The 19,324-nt window shown below is 48.6% G+C and carries 15 protein-coding genes; 8 read left to right on the top strand and 7 right to left on the bottom strand.

Annotation, left to right across the window (positions count from 1 at the left end; genetic code table 11):
- Positions 1–113 precede the first annotated feature (113 nt).
- Entirely contained in the window at positions 114–1,961 is a 1,848-nt protein-coding gene (gene hepA, locus IQ260_RS06275; protein ID WP_193991885.1) for a heterocyst formation ABC transporter subunit HepA, read from the bottom strand.
- A gap of 245 nt (positions 1,962–2,206) precedes the next feature.
- Positions 2,207–3,073, bottom strand: a complete 867-nt coding sequence (locus IQ260_RS06270) for a WecB/TagA/CpsF family glycosyltransferase (protein WP_193991884.1) — start codon at positions 3,071–3,073, stop codon at positions 2,207–2,209.
- A gap of 1,005 nt (positions 3,074–4,078) precedes the next feature.
- On the opposite strand from IQ260_RS06270, the gene IQ260_RS06265 reads away from it, so the two are divergent.
- Both IQ260_RS06265 and IQ260_RS06260 read left to right on the top strand, forming a co-directional pair.
- On the top strand, positions 4,079–5,542 hold the full coding sequence (locus tag IQ260_RS06265; protein ID WP_193991883.1) for an SLBB domain-containing protein: 1,464 nt from the start codon (positions 4,079–4,081) through the stop codon (positions 5,540–5,542).
- 48 nt (positions 5,543–5,590) lie between these two features.
- Complete coding sequence (locus IQ260_RS06260) at positions 5,591–7,732, top strand: GumC family protein (protein WP_193991882.1); 2,142 nt, start codon at positions 5,591–5,593, stop codon at positions 7,730–7,732.
- Between the two features lie 34 nt (positions 7,733–7,766).
- Here the strand turns inward: IQ260_RS06260 and IQ260_RS06255 are convergent, their stop codons facing one another.
- Positions 7,767–9,113: a hypothetical protein gene (locus tag IQ260_RS06255; protein WP_193991881.1), complete on the bottom strand. Its 1,347-nt coding sequence runs from the start codon at positions 9,111–9,113 to the stop codon at positions 7,767–7,769.
- 52 nt (positions 9,114–9,165) lie between these two features.
- Positions 9,166–9,945, bottom strand: a complete 780-nt coding sequence (locus tag IQ260_RS06250) for a photosystem II S4 domain protein (protein WP_193991880.1) — start codon at positions 9,943–9,945, stop codon at positions 9,166–9,168.
- Between the two features lie 657 nt (positions 9,946–10,602).
- Here IQ260_RS06250 and IQ260_RS06245 point away from each other — a divergent pair.
- From IQ260_RS06245 to IQ260_RS06235, 3 genes are all read left to right on the top strand, one after another.
- Positions 10,603–11,670 carry a CAP domain-containing protein gene (locus IQ260_RS06245; protein WP_193991878.1) on the top strand — a complete coding sequence of 356 codons (1,068 nt, stop codon included), beginning with the start codon at positions 10,603–10,605 and terminating at the stop codon, positions 11,668–11,670.
- A 279-nt stretch (positions 11,671–11,949) separates the two neighbouring features.
- Positions 11,950–13,368, top strand: a complete 1,419-nt coding sequence (locus tag IQ260_RS30890; RefSeq protein WP_228015633.1) for a matrixin family metalloprotease — start codon at positions 11,950–11,952, stop codon at positions 13,366–13,368.
- Positions 13,369–13,659: 291 nt separating this feature from the next.
- Positions 13,660–13,902, top strand: coding sequence for a hypothetical protein (locus IQ260_RS06235; protein WP_193991876.1), 243 nt, complete (start codon positions 13,660–13,662; stop codon positions 13,900–13,902).
- Between the two features lie 29 nt (positions 13,903–13,931).
- Here IQ260_RS06235 and IQ260_RS06230 read toward each other — a convergent pair whose 3' ends face one another.
- From IQ260_RS06230 to IQ260_RS06220, 3 genes are all read right to left on the bottom strand, one after another.
- Positions 13,932–15,449 carry a mechanosensitive ion channel family protein gene (locus tag IQ260_RS06230; RefSeq protein WP_228015631.1) on the bottom strand — a complete coding sequence of 506 codons (1,518 nt, stop codon included), beginning with the start codon at positions 15,447–15,449 and terminating at the stop codon, positions 13,932–13,934.
- 329 nt (positions 15,450–15,778) lie between these two features.
- The gene (locus tag IQ260_RS06225; RefSeq protein ID WP_193991872.1) at positions 15,779–16,444 is read right to left on the bottom strand and encodes a peroxiredoxin-like family protein; all 666 of its coding nucleotides are present in this window, start codon (positions 16,442–16,444) and stop codon (positions 15,779–15,781) included.
- A 149-nt stretch (positions 16,445–16,593) separates the two neighbouring features.
- Entirely contained in the window at positions 16,594–17,004 is a 411-nt protein-coding gene (locus IQ260_RS06220) for a hypothetical protein (RefSeq protein ID WP_193991870.1), read from the bottom strand.
- 197 nt (positions 17,005–17,201) lie between these two features.
- Between IQ260_RS06220 and IQ260_RS06215 the strand changes: the two genes are divergently transcribed.
- From IQ260_RS06215 to IQ260_RS06205, 3 genes are all read left to right on the top strand, one after another.
- Entirely contained in the window at positions 17,202–17,981 is a 780-nt protein-coding gene (locus IQ260_RS06215; RefSeq protein ID WP_193991868.1) for a DUF4230 domain-containing protein, read from the top strand.
- On the top strand, positions 17,981–18,772 hold the full coding sequence (locus tag IQ260_RS06210) for a glutathione S-transferase family protein (RefSeq protein ID WP_193991866.1): 792 nt from the start codon (positions 17,981–17,983) through the stop codon (positions 18,770–18,772). The genes IQ260_RS06215 and IQ260_RS06210 overlap by 1 nt, the downstream gene beginning before the upstream one ends.
- Positions 18,773–18,872: 100 nt before the next feature.
- Positions 18,873–19,324 (top strand): FAD-binding oxidoreductase (locus IQ260_RS06205; protein WP_193991864.1); only part of this gene is annotated, 452 nt, incomplete at its 3' end.

Here is a 19,324-nt window from a genome sequence, read left to right as displayed (position 1 = left end):
TACGCTAGACCAGCGGGCGGGCACTGAGATTCTGTTGTTAGATAGTATTCCTGTCATAGGTTGCATGTCTAAAATTGTTAGTTTACCGTTGCTGATTTGGCTTGGCCGCGTGATTAAACACCGCTCATTTCAAACTGCATTTGGTGATACTTCCACAGCTTGCCTTGTTCTTTAAGCAGGTCTTGGTACTTGCCCTGTTCCACGATGCGTCCTTTTTCCATGACGACTACCTTGTCTGCATTGGCAATGGTAGACAGTCGGTGAGCGATAGCGATCACCGTTCGGCCCTTGGACAGTCGCTCTAGGGAATCCTGGATTAGCTTTTCTGTCACTGAGTCCAGGGCACTGGTGGCTTCGTCTAAAACTAAAATGTCTGGATTGCGCAGTAGGGCGCGTGCGATCGCAATCCGCTGTCGTTGTCCCCCCGATAGGCGGATACCCCGCTCCCCTAACTTTGTCCCAAACCCATTGGGCAAATCCTGAATAAACTCTAAGGCATTAGCCGCCCTAGCAGCTTCAATCATATCGGCCTCATTGACATTGTCCAGGCCATAGACAATGTTCTCCCCCACCGTCGTATTAAAGATAAACGTGTCCTGACTGACAATCGCCATGCGCTGTCGCACCGAATTAATTTTGAACTCGCTCAGGTCAGTCCCATCCAGCAAAATGCGTCCCTGGGTGGGATCGTAAAATCGAGGAATTAAATCAGCTAAGGTAGTCTTGCCTGCACCTGATGTTCCCACTAAAGCCGTAGTTTCACCACGTTTTATCGACAACGTAATATCGTGCAAAACCGGTTCACCAGGATTGTAGGCAAAATCAACCGCAACAAAGTCAATAGAACGCTGTAACCCTTCAAAGCAAATCTGTCCATCTTTGAAGTATGGTTTATTCTCACGTTTGAGCAGCTCAGATACAGCATGTAAAGCTCCCTGGGAAGCAATAAAACCCACCCGTGTGCCATTGAGAGAAGAGACCAAAGGCGTTGTCCGAATCAACACAAATAAAAATGTTAGTAACTCCGCCGCCTTAAGGCGACCAGTGGAAATCAAAAGACTGTAAGAAACAATTACCATACCCACCAGCAGCGTCACCCCTAACCCTTCAATGAGAGGCTTTACTAACGCCGAGAGTTTGATTACCGCGATTTGAGAATCATGAATTTTTCGCGCAGCTGCATAGTAACGTTGACGTTCAAACTGCTGTGTTCCAGAGGCATGTACGGTACGGATACCATTAATAAAGGAAAGCGCACGCGCGGTAAACGCTTTATTGGCCTTTGGCACCTCAAAGCTGGCCTCTCTAACCCTGGCAGTCAAGGACGTCAGACCAATCGACATCAACCCAAAAACAAGAGCAGAAATCAAAAACAGCTGCCAGGACAGTAACAACATGGCCATCAGGTAGGCCAAGACCTTGGAGCCATGAACAATAGAAATTGAAAGTACATTAAAGGCTTGCTGAACCTGGTTCACCTCACCTCTAATGGTGCTAATCAGCGATCCAGGGCTAACGGTAGAGTAAAAACTGAGCTGAAAGCTCTCTAACTGATCAAAGATACGACCTCGCAGGTTATCCACCAGCTTTAGAGAAGACTTTTTAGAATAAATTGCACTCAGGTAGTCAAAACTCGCTCGCAGCCAAACACCAACTAGCAACAGTCCAGACAGTCTATAGAGTCTCTCTGCAGCCGACGCCTGCGTTGCCAAGAACACGGTATCAAACCATTCCAGCCCAGTCTGAATTGGCGGCTCCTCTGGATTGGTCAGCCCCTGTAAAAAAGAAGCAATAAACCCAACCGTCATCCCTTCAAAAGCAGCAGCAATCAGTGCAAAAAAGATAGCCAATAAAACAATTCCGCGAAAGTGTTTAAACTCTCGAAGAATAAGAGAATTCTCTTGCCAGAACTGAGTTGTTTTAAGCAGAGTACGCACAACACCTGGGAGCTTCAGTTTCATACGGTTAAATATTAGATAGCTTTAGTCAACGATTTTTGGTCTACAGACCTGAATCAGTATCGATCATAGGTTTTTGCCGTTGCTGATTTAGAGGATGGACCGATCTAGTAATGATGCAATTTATCAGTACTCTTCAGGTGAAATCATCTCGAGAATCAGCAACGCCAGATTTTTTATATGCTCCCTGGAATCACGATAGTGGAGGCGGGAGAATCGCACGTCCTGCTTTCTCCCACCAACTTCAGCTATCGTCTGCCCCGATCCATGGCAACAACATTTGCATTGGGTCGTCTAAAATTAGCTGGCTCCAGACCCAAGTACACCTTAATCAACTGCTTAGATGCCAGCCACAAAAACAATGGAATTGTCTTTGCATACCGCATCCATAACCGCTGAGGCTCTTGCAACAATCGATAGAGCCACTCCAGGCCGCTTTTTCTAACCCAGGCTGGAGCCCACTTATGTAAACCAGCAAAAACTGGAAAGACGCCACCAATTCCGATCATGACCGCATTGACTCTGTGCTTATGAGCATTCATCCAACGCTCTTGTTTAGGACAGCCCAGGGATACTAGCACAATTCCAGCACCGCTGTTGTTGAGGCGATGGATTAATGCCTCATCTTCGTCATAGTTTAGAGAACGAAAAGGTAAAGACTCCATGCCAGCGATGGTTAAATCTGGATATTCGCGAGCTAAGCGCTGATCAATTTTGTGTAATACCTCTGGCGTAGATCCTAGAAAGAATAGTCCTACATTCTTTTTGGCAGCGTGGCGGCAAAGGCTCAGCAAAATATCCATACCTGCCACTCGATCCTGTCGCCGATGGCTGATCCAACTGGTTACCCACGCCAAGGGCATGCCATCAGGCGTTATCATATCGGCTCTGTGCTTCAATATGCTGGCAAAACTCTTATTATTTTTTGCCTCGATCAGCATATGCACATTAGCCACACAGACAACTTTACTTAGACGCTGCTGCGCCCAGTCCAGTATGGTATTGATCTGGGTTTCAAATGTTTCGGCTGTGACGGGGAATCCGATTACGCTCTGTGTTTTTAGTTGTGTCGGACGATTTCGCAGGCCAATAGCCGTTCTAGTCGCATACAACATAATATTTTTGGGGTGTGTTGAGGTCAATTAACAAAAAGACTTTGAGCTTGAAACGTAATTACGTAGTTACGTAAATCGAGCCGATTGATGAAGGAACCACAAAGTTTATGTACTTGAGCTCAATGACCTGCTTTTATTGCAGTAGTGTGGAAACATCAATGATTGATTTGCTCGATGTAATAATTGTGGAATTACACGGGTACGTAACAAGCCTTTCTGTTGCCATCAAAGATAGACGAAGCTTTCGAGAGCTTCTGCAAAGCGTTTTGACATCAAGCACTGTTTGTGCATTTGACTGTCATATGACCCAATATTCTGTGTAGGGCTCGCACAAAGCCCGCTAGGGACCCACAGAATAATTCTCTACGCCAAAACTACAAGCAACCTCAAAAAGTACTTATAAGCACTTTTCCAACAAAGATTGGGAAACACTGGAACATGGTGATAGATTTCTATGATGTGACAGATATGAAATTGGATGTAAGGACTAAACTGCCGATGTTAATCTACTTTACGACTACCAAAATCTTATCTGTAGAAGCCGCTGAACGGTAAACACATGTTCTGGGAACGGATGGGTAATGCACTTTCGTGATTATTTCATGAACACCCTTTATGACTTCATGAACACCCTTCGTTGGCATCAGTATAGACAACCATTGTGGGTTTGTCATTGCTGAAAGTAAAGTTCAGATGAAATTCTCAATAACTTCGTCGGAGCTTGCTTCCGAATACTCTCTGATGGAAGATATGTGGCAGTGTTTCTTCTGTCCATAGATTATCCATAGAAACGTCGTAACAGCAGAACATCATTGATGGATAAAGCAATTATCTGCAACTAGTTCCCTGAGACATCTGTGAAATTTGTCTCAACTGTTTCAAAAAATAACGGATTGACATCGGCTATACCTGAAAACGTATAAACCTAAAGGCTTGCCCGCGGTCTTTACCCAGTGTGTGTTCGAAGCTTGTGCGTTCACGTCCCACATTGCAGACCTTATTTTTATGTTAAACCGTTGTTTGCCTCACCCCAGACTGACAATTATTTGGGCCGTACTCTTTGTAATAGGTATCTCGTCATCTCCTGTAAAAGCTCAGGCTCCATCATTGCCAGAACTGAGCAATAGCGCTTCTTCCCAAGCTCCTGCGTCGCCCCCGCCCGCTGAAACAGCCTATACCCTGGGGGCCGGGGATGTGGTCCAAGTCGATATATTCAAAGTGCCTCAGTATAGCGGCGAGAGCGAAGTTCTAGTTGACGGTACACTCAACTTACCGCTGATTGGGGCCGTTAATGTTGCGGGTCTAACCATTGATGAATCGACAGCCCTACTCTCTAATCGGTATGGCCAATACCTAAGGCGGCCCCTGGTTACCATCAGTTTGACTAATCGACGCCCGCTGCAGGTAGGTATTTCCGGTGAAATCAATCAACCAGGTGCCTATACCCTGACCCAAACCGGTACCCAGGCTCCTCGCCTGAGTCAGCTGCTCGAAAAAGCCGGTGGCGTTACCCAGGTAGCCGATATTCAGCAAATACAAGTTCAGCGTCCTGGACGCGATGGTAGCCAGCAGCTTCTTACCATTGACCTTTGGCAGCTAATAGAGTCCGGTAGCTCGCAGTACGATATTTCACTGCGGGATGGAGATTCTATTTTTATTCCCACCGGACAGGTTTCCCTAGAAGAAGCGGTTCTTTTAGCTGATTCTAGTATTGCGGCCAGCGTCAGCGAGCCCATTAATATTGCGGTCATTGGTGAAGTTTATCGCCCTGGCCCCTATACACTGCAGGGTGGATTTGCCACCACTGGAGATGCCGGTGTGCCGGGGGCATCGTCTAATTCTAGTACACCCACAACAGTAACGCGCGCATTGCAAGTTGCCGGGGGGATTAGTCCACGGGCAAACATTCGCCAGGTCCAGGTTGTGCGTCCCACACGTTCTGGAGACTCCCAGGTAATTGATGTCAACCTATGGAAATTACTGGAAGTCGGTGATGTGCGTCAAGATGTAGTGCTACAGGCCGGTGATACCATTGTTGTACCAACAGCAACAGCGCTGGAGCCTACGGAAGTACCGACCGTTGCATCTGCTAGTTTTTCTCCTAACACAATTCGTGTCAATGTTGTCGGTGAAGTGGATCAATCGGGTGTTATTGAACTACCCCCTAACACATCTTTAAGTCAAGCTATCCTGGCGGCGGGTGGGTTTAACACCCGTGCTAAGGAGAGCGAGGCTGAGCTAATCCGGCTGAATCCTGATGGCACTGTGATTCGCCAGACAATTCCGGTGGACTTTGCCCAGGGTATCAATGAGGAGAATAACCCCTTATTACAGAACAATGATGTTGTCATTGTCAATCCATCTGCAATTACCCGTCTCAGTGACGACATTGGTTCGGTATTGCGGCCGGTAGGGCAAGTGATTACTAATATCTTCTCGCCCCTGCGATTTCTCAATATCTTTGACTAAGCATCTAACGGCCATACCAATGCCCCCATATCTTTTATTTCTGAACCTATGAGAGCTAATACGGTAGTATCCCCCCCCAATTGGACAGTCCATGACCCGGTCACGGTAGAGGACGAAGGCGGTTTTAACGTTGGTGCGTTGATTAAAACGCTACAGCGTAAATGGTGGGTGATAGCCGGTGTAACAGTTGTTACCACGAGTTTAGCAGCGGTCAAAGTATCTACTGACAAGCCCATTTATACGGGTAATTTAGAGCTATTGGTTCAGTCCCAGAGTACTGAAACCGAAGTTCTCGCTAACGTTCCAGAAACTCTGGCAGGTAACGAAAAAGATGCGATTGATCGGGGACTGCTCAAAATATTGACCGGTCCCAATGTTCTACAGCCGGTAATCGACGGCGTTAGGGAACGAGATCTCGGTTTCTGTCCGCCCAAGGCACCTGATACAGAACTGGCCAATTACGATTCATGCTATAAGGTTTTGGCCGATAGCTTAGAGATCAAACGTCTGGGAAAAGATTCTGACATTGTGCAGATTACATTTCAAAATCTAGACCCCAACAAAGTACAGGTGATTTTAGGGCTGGTATCTGAGGCCTACTTGGCCTACAGTCTAGAGTCAAAGCAGGCTGATATTCGTCGTGCTAGTGAGTTTGTTGAGCAGAAACTACCTGATTTAACCAATAAGGTGGATTATTTGCAAGATAAGCTCCAATCACTACGCATAGATTATGATCTGATTGATCCTGAATCTCGGGGTGCTCAGCTGTCTGGCCAGGTCACAGCCTTTTCTCAGCAGCAGCTGGATCTGCAAATAGAATTAGAACAAAATCGGGCCACCTATGAACGGCTGCGCAGTCAGCTCAGCGGCCCCCAAGAACAGGCATCATCGTCGGCGTTGGCCCAAAATCCCAGGTATCAGACGTTGCTAAATACGTTGTTGGAGCTAGATACTCAGATTGCTGAGGCCTCTACGCTATACCTGAACGGTAGTCCTGATATGGATGTGCTAGTAGAACAGCGAAGCAATTTGTTGACGTTGCTTGAGCAGCAAGGGGAACAGTCTCAACGGGATTTAGTGTCTCAGATGCAGGCTCTAGAAGCTCAAGAGCGTTCTTTAAATCAAACCCTTCAGGGGCTGAGCACAGATGTTGATGAGCTATCTGATATTTCAAGACAGTATGTCGATATTCAAAGAGAGTTGGATATTGCGACAGAAAATCTCAATCAGTTTTTGGCAAAACAAGCCGCTTTAGAGATTGACGCAGCCCAGCGAGAAATTCCTTGGGAAGTTGTGACACCGCCTGCTGAGCCTACTCCTCAGACGGTTAGCCTCTTGCAAAATCTGCTGCTGGGGGGCACCTTGGGGTTATTACTGGGAAGTGCGATCGCACTTCTCCTAGACAAATCAACCGGCGTTATCTATTCAGAAAAAGATATTCAACGGTCGATGCAGCTACCTATATTAGGCAGGATTCCCAATCCTGAAATACTGGAACTACCCATCCGTGACTCCTCTAGAACCCTAGAGTTAGCCAGTCAGGTAGCAGCGGCTCAGGGCAACCCCTGGAAAAACGGTGCGACGGGTATCCACCCCGAAGACCCATTTATGGAAGCATTTCGGTCGCTCTATACCAATTTGAGGTTGAGCAGTGTAGAGCCGCTCAACTCAGTGGTGGTCAGTTCTGTCATGGATGATGAAGGCAAGTCTGTAGCCGCGATTCATCTAGCCGAGGCGGCAGCATTACTAGGACAGCGGGTACTGTTAGTAGATACTAACCTGCGGGACCCTAAAATCCATAACTATCTCAAACTCCCAAATGATTACGGTCTTACCGCCCTGGCCCTGAGTGATGCCAGTACGCTAGCTAAAAACAGGTTTCTCCATGAACCTATTCCTGGTCTCAAGGTTCTGTGTGCCGGGAAAGAAGCTCAGGACGCAGGGCCTATTCTCACCTCTAAGCGAGTGCAGCAAAGGATTGAACAGCTCAAGTCTAAATTTGACTTAATTGTGTTTGATGCCCCCTCACTAATTGGCCAGTCAGATGCCTATTTGATCGCAGAACAAGTCGATGGCATGCTAATTGTTGCTCGCCCTGGTCAGCTCAAGCAAAATCTGCTGGATCAAGCCATGACCCAGCTTCAGATTGCCAATGTCAATGTGTTTGGTCTGGCTGTCCGAGAGAGCTAAGAGTAAACAGATACAGCAGTCTTACAGCAGATCGCTAATTGAGCACTTGTTGCAGCTCGTTGAGTTTGGCCTGAGCCTGCTTTTGTAACAATTGAACCTCTTCAGATACGGTTGTATTCTCGGGGACTGTGCCAAGCTGTTGAATCACGCGTTGAAACTGCGCTTTAAGACCCCGAATTTCACCGCGCTCACTTTTGTCAATCAGCTCGATCACATCAGCTTGCACAGCCTCAAACGTGGCTATGGCTTTCTGTTCCTGGCGCTTACGGGTTGCTATTTGTTCTTTGTTGTCGATATATTCAGCTTTTATTTTTTCTGCTTCAACAAAGCCGGGACTGCCTGCTGGGACTTTATTCAAGGCATCAATTGCCTCTTTCCAAAGGTTTTCAGCTCGAGCCCAAGTATCTACAGGATGAGGGGCTCCCTGAACAATTTCGGCGGCGCGGATGCCATAATTCTTTGCTACTGTAATCAAGTCAGTCGATTGCTGTACATCAGCTGTGGAACCTGCGAGATTTGAGTAATCTCGTTGAAAGGCTTCAAGCCGCGTTTGGGCTTGCGCACCGGCTAATGTCTCCTTTGGAATCTCGTTTAATTGATCCATACCCGCCTGCCATGCGACTAGAGTAGCCGTCTTATCCGCAGAGGTTTGTGCCGTTGGATACTGTCGTTTTGCTGTTTCCACAGCTGAGGTCCCAGCATCTAACTGCTCAAACGCATTTTGTTCTTGAAAAATTTGGGCTTCCATACGACCGATCAGCGCGCGGGCCTCTTCAAATTCATCCAAGGTAAAGCGCCAGCCACAGCCAAAAAATCGGCAGTACCGTTGGGGATAGTAGCCGAGAAACCAAACCGGCAGACGATCCAGATATGTTTGGGCTTGAGCTGACTTTTCTTCACCTAGCTCAAAATCAGCCACACTGGTGGCATTGTTGATCAGCTGGTCGGCTTGTTCAGTATAGATAATCGCCTGGCGATAGCTATGGTCCATGCGCATAAAGCTAGGCAATAGCAGCATGGGGGCCACCCTGGCCATGGGCCAGCGAATCATGGGATAGGGCAGGTTCACAAACCACAATCCACCGGCCAAAGTCACGGTGCCAGCGGCGATAGCCAGCAGCCATTTTGTCGGACGTATGACCGGATTGGGCAGATTTAGCTTAGCTGCTCGTTTTAAGACTTGTTCGTCAAATTCTGGAAAAATATCGTCGACAGCATCCTTAAGCTCTGCATAGGTAGCTGGGGAGCCTTCTTGGTCGCACATCTTTTGCAGACGCTTCGCTACAATATCACGGCGTATTTTTTCGGTGGGTTTGCCAGCGCAGAGACGTTTAAGTTCTGCGTCTAACAGTGAATAAGCACGAGCAGACAGACGAGGCATGGGCAAGACGGGTCAGAAACGTAGGTTTTCATAGGGTATGCGATCGCACCCCTTAGACGTAGCGTGTCAGGCCAATACGGTAGCGCTGCTTTTTGGTGATCATCACATCGCCAATCTCCAGGCGTCCTTTGCCACGAATGGCCACCAAATCCCCGGCTTTCAATGAATGGCTGGACTGGGAAATGGTTTTCCAATTGATCCGCACATCCCCAGCGGTAATCATATCGGCCATTTTGCTACGGGACATACCAAACCCTGCCGATGCCACCGCATCTAAACGCATAGAGGCTTCAACGGTGGTCATCTCCTTTTTCTTAGGTTCTCGTACCCGTAGCTCACTCCAGTCGATGGCTTTGGTCTTTACCGGTACTGAGCGTACCTGGGTCAGACTCATTTCCAAAAACTCCACCAGCTCAGGCACTACAATCAGCTGGGCACCGCGTTCCCCCAGAATAATAATGTCCCCCACTTTTTCGCGGACGATGCCGGTACCCAGCAGCGCGCCTAGAAAATCCCGATGGGTGGCGGTATCAAACAAAAAGTTACCGGCTACACTCAGCAAAGCCAAGGGTAGCGCTTGATCAACCAAAGGAATCTCAGACCGAGCCATGGTCAACCGCTGGCGCTCAGCCTGAGGGTAGCCGCCCTGGGCCTGGGTGTGGATATCGGTCAGGCGGTTAAAAATAGCCTGAGCTTCGTAGAACTCGGGGGGCGAGAGAAAATCAGTCGTGATCGGCTCCCACGTGCGGATAGCCTGATCGGCCTGATCGATCACATGGGTTAACGTTTCGACATTGTCTACACCCTTGAGCAGATCGTCTTTGGGCAGCATAGGCACACGTTGCAATGAGCTGTACTCTTTTATAGTACGGGGTGGTCGGTCATGGTGAAGCATTTGTTGTAAAAACCCTGAAAATAGCTGTGGCACTATTCATATCGGCACATGTTTTACAGGCGATAGTAACAACTACGCTATTTGTCATGTATTTTTTTGAGAATTTCATCATTACGAGAACTTCTTGAACTCTTTTTAAAGACAATAAAACCTTTTAAGGGCAATCACTTGAACGATATAAAAAGGTAGAAATCTCTCACTGGCATATCTTGATGTGTTGACATAGACATAGACGATTTATATGATTTCAACAGGTGTAAACTGCCATTAAGAACTCGTGCGACTTGCAGTTTGAGTAGAAAAAGATGACTTGCTGCAAGATATCCGAGGGTAATTTCTAATATCCTTTGCCTGGTACAAAAAGAGTACCGCCTTGGTTAGGTTAATGCCGATAACAAGAGAGTTCTTAGTTGCCTGTAGTAATTGACGTTTAACAAAGCCATCGCGTGAGAGCAACGGTGCTTTTGCGAGCTGACTAGTATCAGCGCTGGTGCGATCGCGTCTATGACTCCCCCTGTTAGACTCCCCCGATTTAAGTGTGTTCAAAGCTAGAGATTTTTTCTTTGCAATCTAGTACTTTCAAAAGCAACGAACATGCAGAATACAGCATTCGAACAAGAAGTTCTGAGACTGACCAATAACTTTCGTAGAGAAAACGGTTTGCAGGACCTAGTCCTTGATCAAAACCTGGACAAGGCTGCTGATGATCACAGCCGGGACATGGCAAGACAAGATTACTTTTCCCACACGGGCAAAAATGGTTCTAAACCCTGGGACCGGGCTGAAACAGCAGGCTATGAGTCCCGATTTGTGGGCGAAAATATTGCCGCTGGGCAACGGTCTGCACAAGCCGTAGTTAACGGCTGGATTAACAGCCCTGGTCACCGAGCTAACATGCTCAATGCCGACTATAACGAGATTGGCGTTGGTCATTACTTTCTAGAGAATGACACCGGTAGCACCAACTACAATCACTATTGGACCCAGCTGTTTGGCAAGGGCACCATAGAAAACCCTAATCCCAATCCCAATCCCAATCCCAATCCTCGCCCCAGCAACAAATCAGTGATCCGAGGAACAACTGGAGCCGATATATTAATTGGAGGTTCCAACAGTCAGCGCATCGTTGGCAAACGAGGTGACGATAAGATTGACGGCAAAGGCGGTAATGACAAACTCATCGGCGACCACGGCAACGATCGATTGTTGGGCGGCTCTGGTGATGATGAGTTACTAGGTGGAGCTAACAACGATCAGCTGCTGGGCGGCACAGGTAATGACAAGCTTCTTGGTGGTGACGGCAATGACGTTTTGCAGGGAGCCTGGCGACGACGTTCTGCTGAGAAAGATGTGATGACCGGAGGCAGGGGCCGCGATACCTTTGTCTTGGGTAATGAATCGGGCACGCTCTACGATGATGGTAACTCCAAATCGATGGGTACTAAGAACTACGCCCTGATCACCGATCTAAATGTGAGTCAAGGCGATATTATCCAGCTGAGTGACAATTATAACTATCGCCTAGGCTCATCTCCTAAGGGAGTGGATAGTGGCCGTGCTTTGTTTATCGACAATGGTTCAGGTCAGCAGGGTGAGCTGATTGCCGTGATTCGAGGAGCGAGTAATCTCAACCTCAATAGCAGCACATTCCGAATGGTCTAAGGTACTCTAGACAATGTGCAAATAAGTCCCCAACGTTGGCAGAGTTCTCTCAACGTTGGGGGACTCTGACCCCGCTGTGTATACACATCTATAAAGACATCACCAGAGACATCACCGATTAAAAACGGCAGTGGTTCTCCTATCCCAGGAGGACCACTACTGACTTGTGCTGACCGGATATCAATCGAAATTTTATTTGAGCGAAAATCTCATATCTACTCAAACCATTTGTGACTTTAAATAGCCGACTACTATCTAACAATCAAAAGGTACACCATTATGACATTAACATCCTCGTTATTGGAACAAAAACATTCTATTAAAGCACCTGACATCGCTGAGGGCATCCAATCTTCTATAGTCCCCAAGCGTGGTGCCAATTTTCTCAATGAGAATCTTCAGATGCCTGGCACCCATCTAAATGGCTGTGTTTGTTCAGCTTGCTGTACGCCAGAAATTGAAGGGCCAAAAAGAAGCGAAGGCTCCATAGATAGTCTGTGGAAACAACCGGGGGGTAAGGGTAATCCCTTAACGCTCACATACAGCTATACCCAAGATTTCTTAAACGATATTAAAGGTATTTCTAAGACGCAAATAAAGGCATCGGTTGAAAAGGCATTCGCTGTTTATGCTAAATATGTGCCCATCAACTTTGTTGAAGTCAAAGATCAAGGCGCTAATGCTCAGACGTTGCTCAATCAGTTTGTTCCAGTAGAGCAAGGCGATCCGCAGCTGCGATTCCATAGCAACTTTATTAATGGTGACGGGGGTACCTTTGCATTCGCTTATTTCCCGTCTGAAACCCATGCGATTGGCGGTGATCTCTTCTTTGATAAAGAGACTTGGGATTCTTCGGCAAACTTTGTAGAGGGCGTACTTCATGAACTTGGCCACACCTTAGGTCTGCGTCATGAGAATAGCGCTAATGCCATTATGAATCCGTCGATCAAAGGGCGTTTTTCCAGTCTTGATCAAGCCGATCTATTGCCCGATGATATTCAAACAATTGTTCAAGGCTATGGCAGTGGTAAAGGCTCGGTTAAACCCCTGGGCGGTTCTCCCACGCCACCTCCAAAACCACCCACATCTAGTAATAAGGCTGTCATCCGAGGGACCGTGGGCGCCGATACCTTAATTGGGGGTTCCAATAGCCAGCGTATCGTTGGTAAACGAGGTAACGACGTAATCAACGGCAAAGGCGGTAACGACAAGCTCATAGGTGACCACGGCAACGATCGATTGTTGGGTGGCTCTGGCAATGATCAGCTGTTGGGTGGAGCGAATAATGATCAGCTGCTGGGCGGTACGGGTAACGACACGCTCCTCGGTGGTGATGGCAATGATATTTTGCAGGGAGCCTGGCGGCGACGTTCTGCTGAGAAAGATGTGATGACCGGAGGCAGGGGCCGCGATACCTTTGTCTTGGGTAATGAATCGGGCACGCTCTACGATGATGGTAATGCAAAATCGAAGGGCACCAAGAACTATGCCTTGATCACCGATCTAAACGTGAGTCAAGGTGATATTATCCAGCTGAGTGACAATTACAATTACCGTTTAGGCTCATCTCCTAAGGGGGTGGATAGCGGTCGTGCCTTGTTTATCGACAATGGTGCGGGTCAGCAAGATGAGCTGATTGCCGTGATTCGAGGAGCGAGCAATCTCAATCTGAATAGCAGCACATTTAACTTGGTCTAGTTGAGATAAGTGGGTTTAAGTAGGTTGACCTAATCATTCAGGAAGATAGAAAACCGAAAATTGGTATCTTTGAATATGCCCCCAAACCACAAGTTATGGGGGCTTTAAGTCTGGGCTCTCCCAGGATTGGAGGACGGCAGGCTTCGACTTTACCGATATCCTGTCCCTAATTCTGTTATTGAAGCAGTATGAGCGTTTGTCAGGTTTTATTAACTTATTGGTGCTAACTATGCGATCGCAGCTCCATTTTGTAAAATCGAATACATAAATACTGCGAATTGGAGAAAGGGTATGCTCCTTCAAGCTAGCGCTCCCGTCTGTCCATTAGAGCCAGAAGCAGAAACAGCTCCTGCATGGTACTCAGTGTGTCAAATTAATTACACCCGCGATACCTGGGTAAACTTGATTCAGCCACCGAGCTATTTCGCCTACGATAAAGCCAAACTACTCTGCCAAACCGCTGAAGATACCTGGGCAGCCTGGGTACCTGACCATGGTGAAGTACTACTGGACAGAAGCCACTTTTACTGCTGAGCAGTACACCGTCAAGCATCTCTTCATCCCTAAGCTTGACCATTGCCTAAACTGAGCTTCTCAAATCCACTCTTTAGTACCAGTTTGGTATCCAACGAACCTACTTCAATATCTGCTTTGAGTAACTCCACCAAACAACGCTGTCTGAGCAACCGCTGAATCCTCAGATGTTTGCCTGGCTGTACCTTCGTGCGCGTATAAATCATGCAAATCTCCTCTGAAAACGTCTCCACACCGTCAATGCGCGTGGGCTCTAAAATATCGTCCTCTGCCTCATAAAGTTCGGCACCTACCCGCTCAATAATCTCAAACGCCTTCTCTGGATCGACTTCATAGGTAATGGACACTTCCACCGCCGCATCCACCGGAGTTTTGGAATAGTTCACAATTGACCCAATATCGCCATTACGCAAAATCTGCACCTGGCCATTGGGGTGCAAAATTCGTGTGGTCCGTAGCTCAATGGACTGTACCGTTCCCTGAGCTGCTTCTGTTTCAATAAAGTCGCCAATCAGATAGTAATCCTCAAACAGGATAAAAAAGCCACTGACCAAATCCTTCACCAGATTCTGTGCCCCTAGACCGACGGTAATACCCACAATTCCAGCACCTGCCAAGATGGGACCTGGATCAATGTTCAGCACCTTTAAAAGAAACAGAACGGTGCCAAAGTAAATTACATACCTGAGCAAACTAACAATCAGTGGTGTAATGGTGACTCGTCGTTGATAAACAGCAGCAGATGTGTCATCTGTCGATAGCAACACCTCTGAAACCACCAGCTGCATAATATTGGTGGCCAATCGCCCTAAAAAGATCAGAGCAATCACCTGAACAGCCTGGGTTCCATAGTCAGCAAAGCTAGAAATCAAAGAAATTTGACCAACAACCAACGTGGCCACAGAAATCCATACACCATATTCCAAACAGCGCTTTAGAAACGGAATTAGATGCTGCAGCCGCTCATAAAAACGAAACAGATTATGGGGATTGGCATACTTATGACTGAGGGCATCTAGACTATCAACAACGACACCAACAGACTTAAAAACAATAATACCGACAGAAATAATTAGATAAATTCGCCAAACAGCATACAGGTAAGGAGAAACCTGCTGAGGCAGCTGTAAAAAGCGAGCGCACCAAATAAACGCCAAGAGCCACATGCCCGTGCTCAATAGAGCCCCCAGCGCATTAAACAGCTGATCAATACTCTCGTCGTTGGCCGTAACCTGTTCTACCTGTTTAGCATAGCGGCCAACTTTCTCTAACAACCGTCGCAGTGGGCGTTTCAAAAGCCCCACCAGGGCCAGTAAACAGATACTTTTGCCAACACCAGCGGCGATTCCTAGCCACACATCCTGAGGTGTATTCTGAATCAGGGATAGCGTATAGACATCTGGCTGTTTGCCCTGTAGTAGTATCCAGCTGTTAAACCCTGCTACCAACAGAGCTAACAACAGACCCGAGATAATGACAATACCCAGCACATTCTGTCGCAGCGTCTGCAAGCCCGTATGGTCCAGCTGCAGCGAAGACGATTGCAAAATCCAACGAGAGCCCCAATTAAATGCAATATATAAAAAACAACATAGAATCAGAATAAATATTAGTTCAATTGCAATGAGTAAAAATGCAGCCATGCTCGAACGACCTTTCTAATCAGCAATGGCGCAAAACAGTCCTTTGTCCTGTTGCTGGGCGGGACTGCCGTACGCACCCTATAAAGCTGACGCATCCAGGTACACACAGGGGCAAAACTTCTGATTTATTTAGGGCGTTGTTAATTTTTGGAGGGAAGGACAATGAATCTGTGCCCTATGAGGAGATTACGCCCCTGCTCCCAGTGTGGGAGCAGGGGCTAGGGGATGAGAGTTTATACCGTCAGTTCCTTAACAACGCTTAAGACATCCTGCGGTTCGGCTCGTTGGGTGTAGTCTGCCTCAGCAAAACCATAGCGAATACGGCCAGACTGGTCGATGACATAGGTAGCTGGCATCGGTAGCTCATAGCTATCGTCACCGTTGCTGGTGGGAATATCAATGCCAAAGCCCTGATAGATCGGCTGCAGAGAAGCATCCAGCGTAAAGACTAAACCATACTGGCGCGATACTGTGTTCCCCACATCGCTAAGGACCGCAAACTCTAAGCTGTGTTTCTCAGTGACACTGAGAGAATGATCCGGTAGCTCTGGAGAAATTGCCACCAGGCTAGCTCCCGCCTGCTTAAACTCGGGCAGTAGGTTTTGAAATGCCCGCAGCTCCAGGTTGCAGTAGGGGCACCACTCACCCCGATAAAAATTAATCACCACCGGCCCCTGCTTAAGCAATGTGCTCAGTTTGACCACGTTGCCAGTGGCATCAGGTAGCTCAAAGTCAGGAGCTATAGCGCCCACCGGCAATGCCTGGTCAGCCAGTCTGGCTGACTCTAAAGCCTCGGTGGCAGCATCCATTGTCGATTTGATCTCGTCGGATACCTTCTGCTGAAAGCCCGCACGGGTTTCTGCCAGCTGCGCGGATAGAGAATCGGTTGTTGTTGTCATAGGAGTGATCGCTTGGCTAAGTTAGCTTTGTTCGAAATCTTAGAACAAGTATATCGACGGCAGATTAAAGCTAACTGAGAGATCGGTGATAAAAACCATTGATCCGCACCGTTACTCTACGGGCTTTCCAGGGTGAACCACTTGAGAGGTTACGCCCGAAAGACCTGGGTGATCTGGGCATTCATGAGGGCTACATCGGGATCAGCTTGTATGGCTTCAAAATACTTGGCTGCTAGGGGGGTAACGGAGTGTTCATCGGGCTTGAGCATCAGCCGTCCTTTTTCCAATAGAATCGCAGCTGTTTCCTCAGGATTCTCAGGGGGTTCTTTGGCACTGGTAAACTCATCAATCTGAACGATGAACTGAGAAATGGGTCGAAGCCAGCTAAAGGCATCGTCGCTGATGACGAGTTGGAAGAATTCACCTTTATTTTTGATCGGGCCGTTGGTTTGTTCGTAGCGGACGCGCTCTGACTCTAGGAGCAATTTATGGAGTTGGAGGAGGTTGTTTCGGAAGTGCTTGAGGCGTTGTTGGTTGGTCTCGGATGAAGAGGCAGTCATAGATTCAGCTTAGGCAGTGCTCTCTATTCACCTTATCGTGTTTGCCTAATCTGCATTTGTCTCAGCCGGTCTAATCGTGCTTGCTTTGATAAAGCTGCCTACGATCAAAAGTTAGGACATTTACGACAACTGGATGAATTGACCGTCCATTCTTAGCAACTGACGTTAGAATCATCCCTAGCGTTCTAGGCGGTGTCATGTTTACTCGTCCCTCTCGTATTGCTAATCGCAGTCGATCTCGGAAAACGGATAAGCAGAAGGAGAAACAAATCAATCAGCCATCCCGACGGTCAGAGCCGTTGCCAGTGTGGTCCATGCTGTCGATGGCAGTTTTGGGCGGTGGTTTGGTGGTTGCGTCCATTGCGGGTTACGGCATGTGGCGAACCGGGGAGCAGTTTATGGAGGGCGTGAAGCTGATGTTCACTCCCCAACCACCGGAGGATAAGGTGGATACGCGCACCCTGGTGATCCAGCAGGTGCAGGGGGCTAGCGAACTGACGACGGCGATCTTTGCCATGGAGGCGGTGGTACCTACGGAAAGTAATCGCACGGTGGGTAGCTATGTCGTGGGACAGACCAATTTGCTGTATATCGCCCATGGGGAAGTCCGGGCCGGTATTGATTTGGAGGCGATCAGCGAAGAGAATGTCCGGGTGATTGATGGGGCTGAGGACCAGCCGCCCAGCCTGGTGGTGACGCTGCCTGCGCCTAAGATCTTGGACAGTAAACTCGATGTGACTCGCTCCAAGGTTTATGAATACGACCGTGGTTTTTTGAATTTGGGGCCAGACCGGGCTCCAGAATTGCAAACTCTGGCCCAGCAGGAGGCCCTCAAGCAGATCCGCCAGGGGGCATGTGATGAGGGTATTTTATCCATGGCTAGCGAACGGGCTGAGGTGACCATGCACCAGCTGCTTGCACCCATGGGCTATGGCAATTTGACCGTCAATGTGACAGAACCAAAGGGGTGTTCCTAATGCTAGAGCTACATCAGTTTGAAGCGTCTCATTACTGTGAAAAGGTCCGGCTGATTTTGGACTATAAGCAGCTGCCTTACAAGACGGTGGAGGTGTCTCCTGGTGTGGGCCAGGTGGAGCTGTATCGGCTGTCGGGTCAGCGGCAGGTGCCGGTGCTCAAGGACGGGGCGACGGTGGTGGCGGACTCCAGTGCGATCGCAATCTACCTGGATGAAACCTATCCTGAACGTCCGGTCCTGCCAGCGGATGGAGCTATGCGGGGTCTGTGTCTGATGCTGGAGGACTGGGCCGACGAGTCCATTGGCCCCAATGCCCGCAAAGCGATGATCGGCGCGTTTAGTCAGCACCCCAGCTTTCGCACCGCCCTACTGCCTGCTGCCACACCAGATGTGCTCAAGGAATTGGTGAGCGCGGTGCCTGGAGATTTGTTAAATCTCTTGGGGACCGGCATTGGCTTTGGCCCCGATGACATCAAGACGGCTACCCTGAGCCTGCAGCAGTCTCTATCGTCCATATGCGCGGTGTTATCAGAGCGTCCTTATTTAGTCGGTGAGCAGCCGACCCTGGCAGACTTTACCGTCGCGGGGCTATCCATGTATCTCAAGTTTCCGGCCCAGCGCTACATCGATCTGCCCGCAGGGCTGTGCGACAAGGGCGTGCCTGGTCTGGCGGATGCCCTCGACTATGAGCCGTTTTGGACCTGGCGCGACCGGCTCTATGCCGACTACCGGCAGGTGCGGGCTGAGCCTCCCAATGATGCTGGCGGCCCGGTAAAAATTGGCATTGAGTAATGGCCCATCCAGGGATAGCAAACCCGCAATTCTGTTGCCAATCGGTTGCTAAAGCGGATCACCAGGGCCATATGATGGAAAGCGCAGTCAGTGCAACATCATGAGCCCTGTAACTACATTTCAATCGATGCTTGGTAGCGATCGGGTGGTGCCCTGGTCCAGTCTTGGCGATACACGATTTGAGACCGCTGACGAGCTTAGCATTGTTTTTCCTGAGTCCATTGAGCAGCTGTCGGCAGTGGTACGTACCTGCTATGAACACCGCTGGCGTTTGCTCAGCTGTGGACAGCGGACAAAGCTGCACTGGGGCTGCCACCACCGGCTAAATTTTGATGTGGTGGTCAGTACCGCTCGCCTCAATCAGCTGGTGGAGCATTGGGTGGATGACTTTACCACTCGGGTGGAAGCGGGCATGGCCGTTGCCGACCTCCAGACCCAGCTGCACACCCAAGGACAGTTTTGGCCTGTGGACCCCCTCTATGCCCAACAGGCGACGGTGGGGGGAATTGTAGCCACAGCTGATGGAGGCTCCCTGCGCCAGCGCTATGGCAG

Origin of the sequence: Leptolyngbya cf. ectocarpi LEGE 11479 (assembly GCF_015207065.1) — a bacterium.
GTDB classification, from domain to species: Bacteria; Cyanobacteriota; Cyanobacteriia; order Phormidesmidales; family Phormidesmidaceae; genus Leptothoe; species Leptothoe ectocarpi.
Note: the sequence above shows the minus strand (reverse complement) of the source record. Positions and strands in the feature narration are given on the sequence as shown.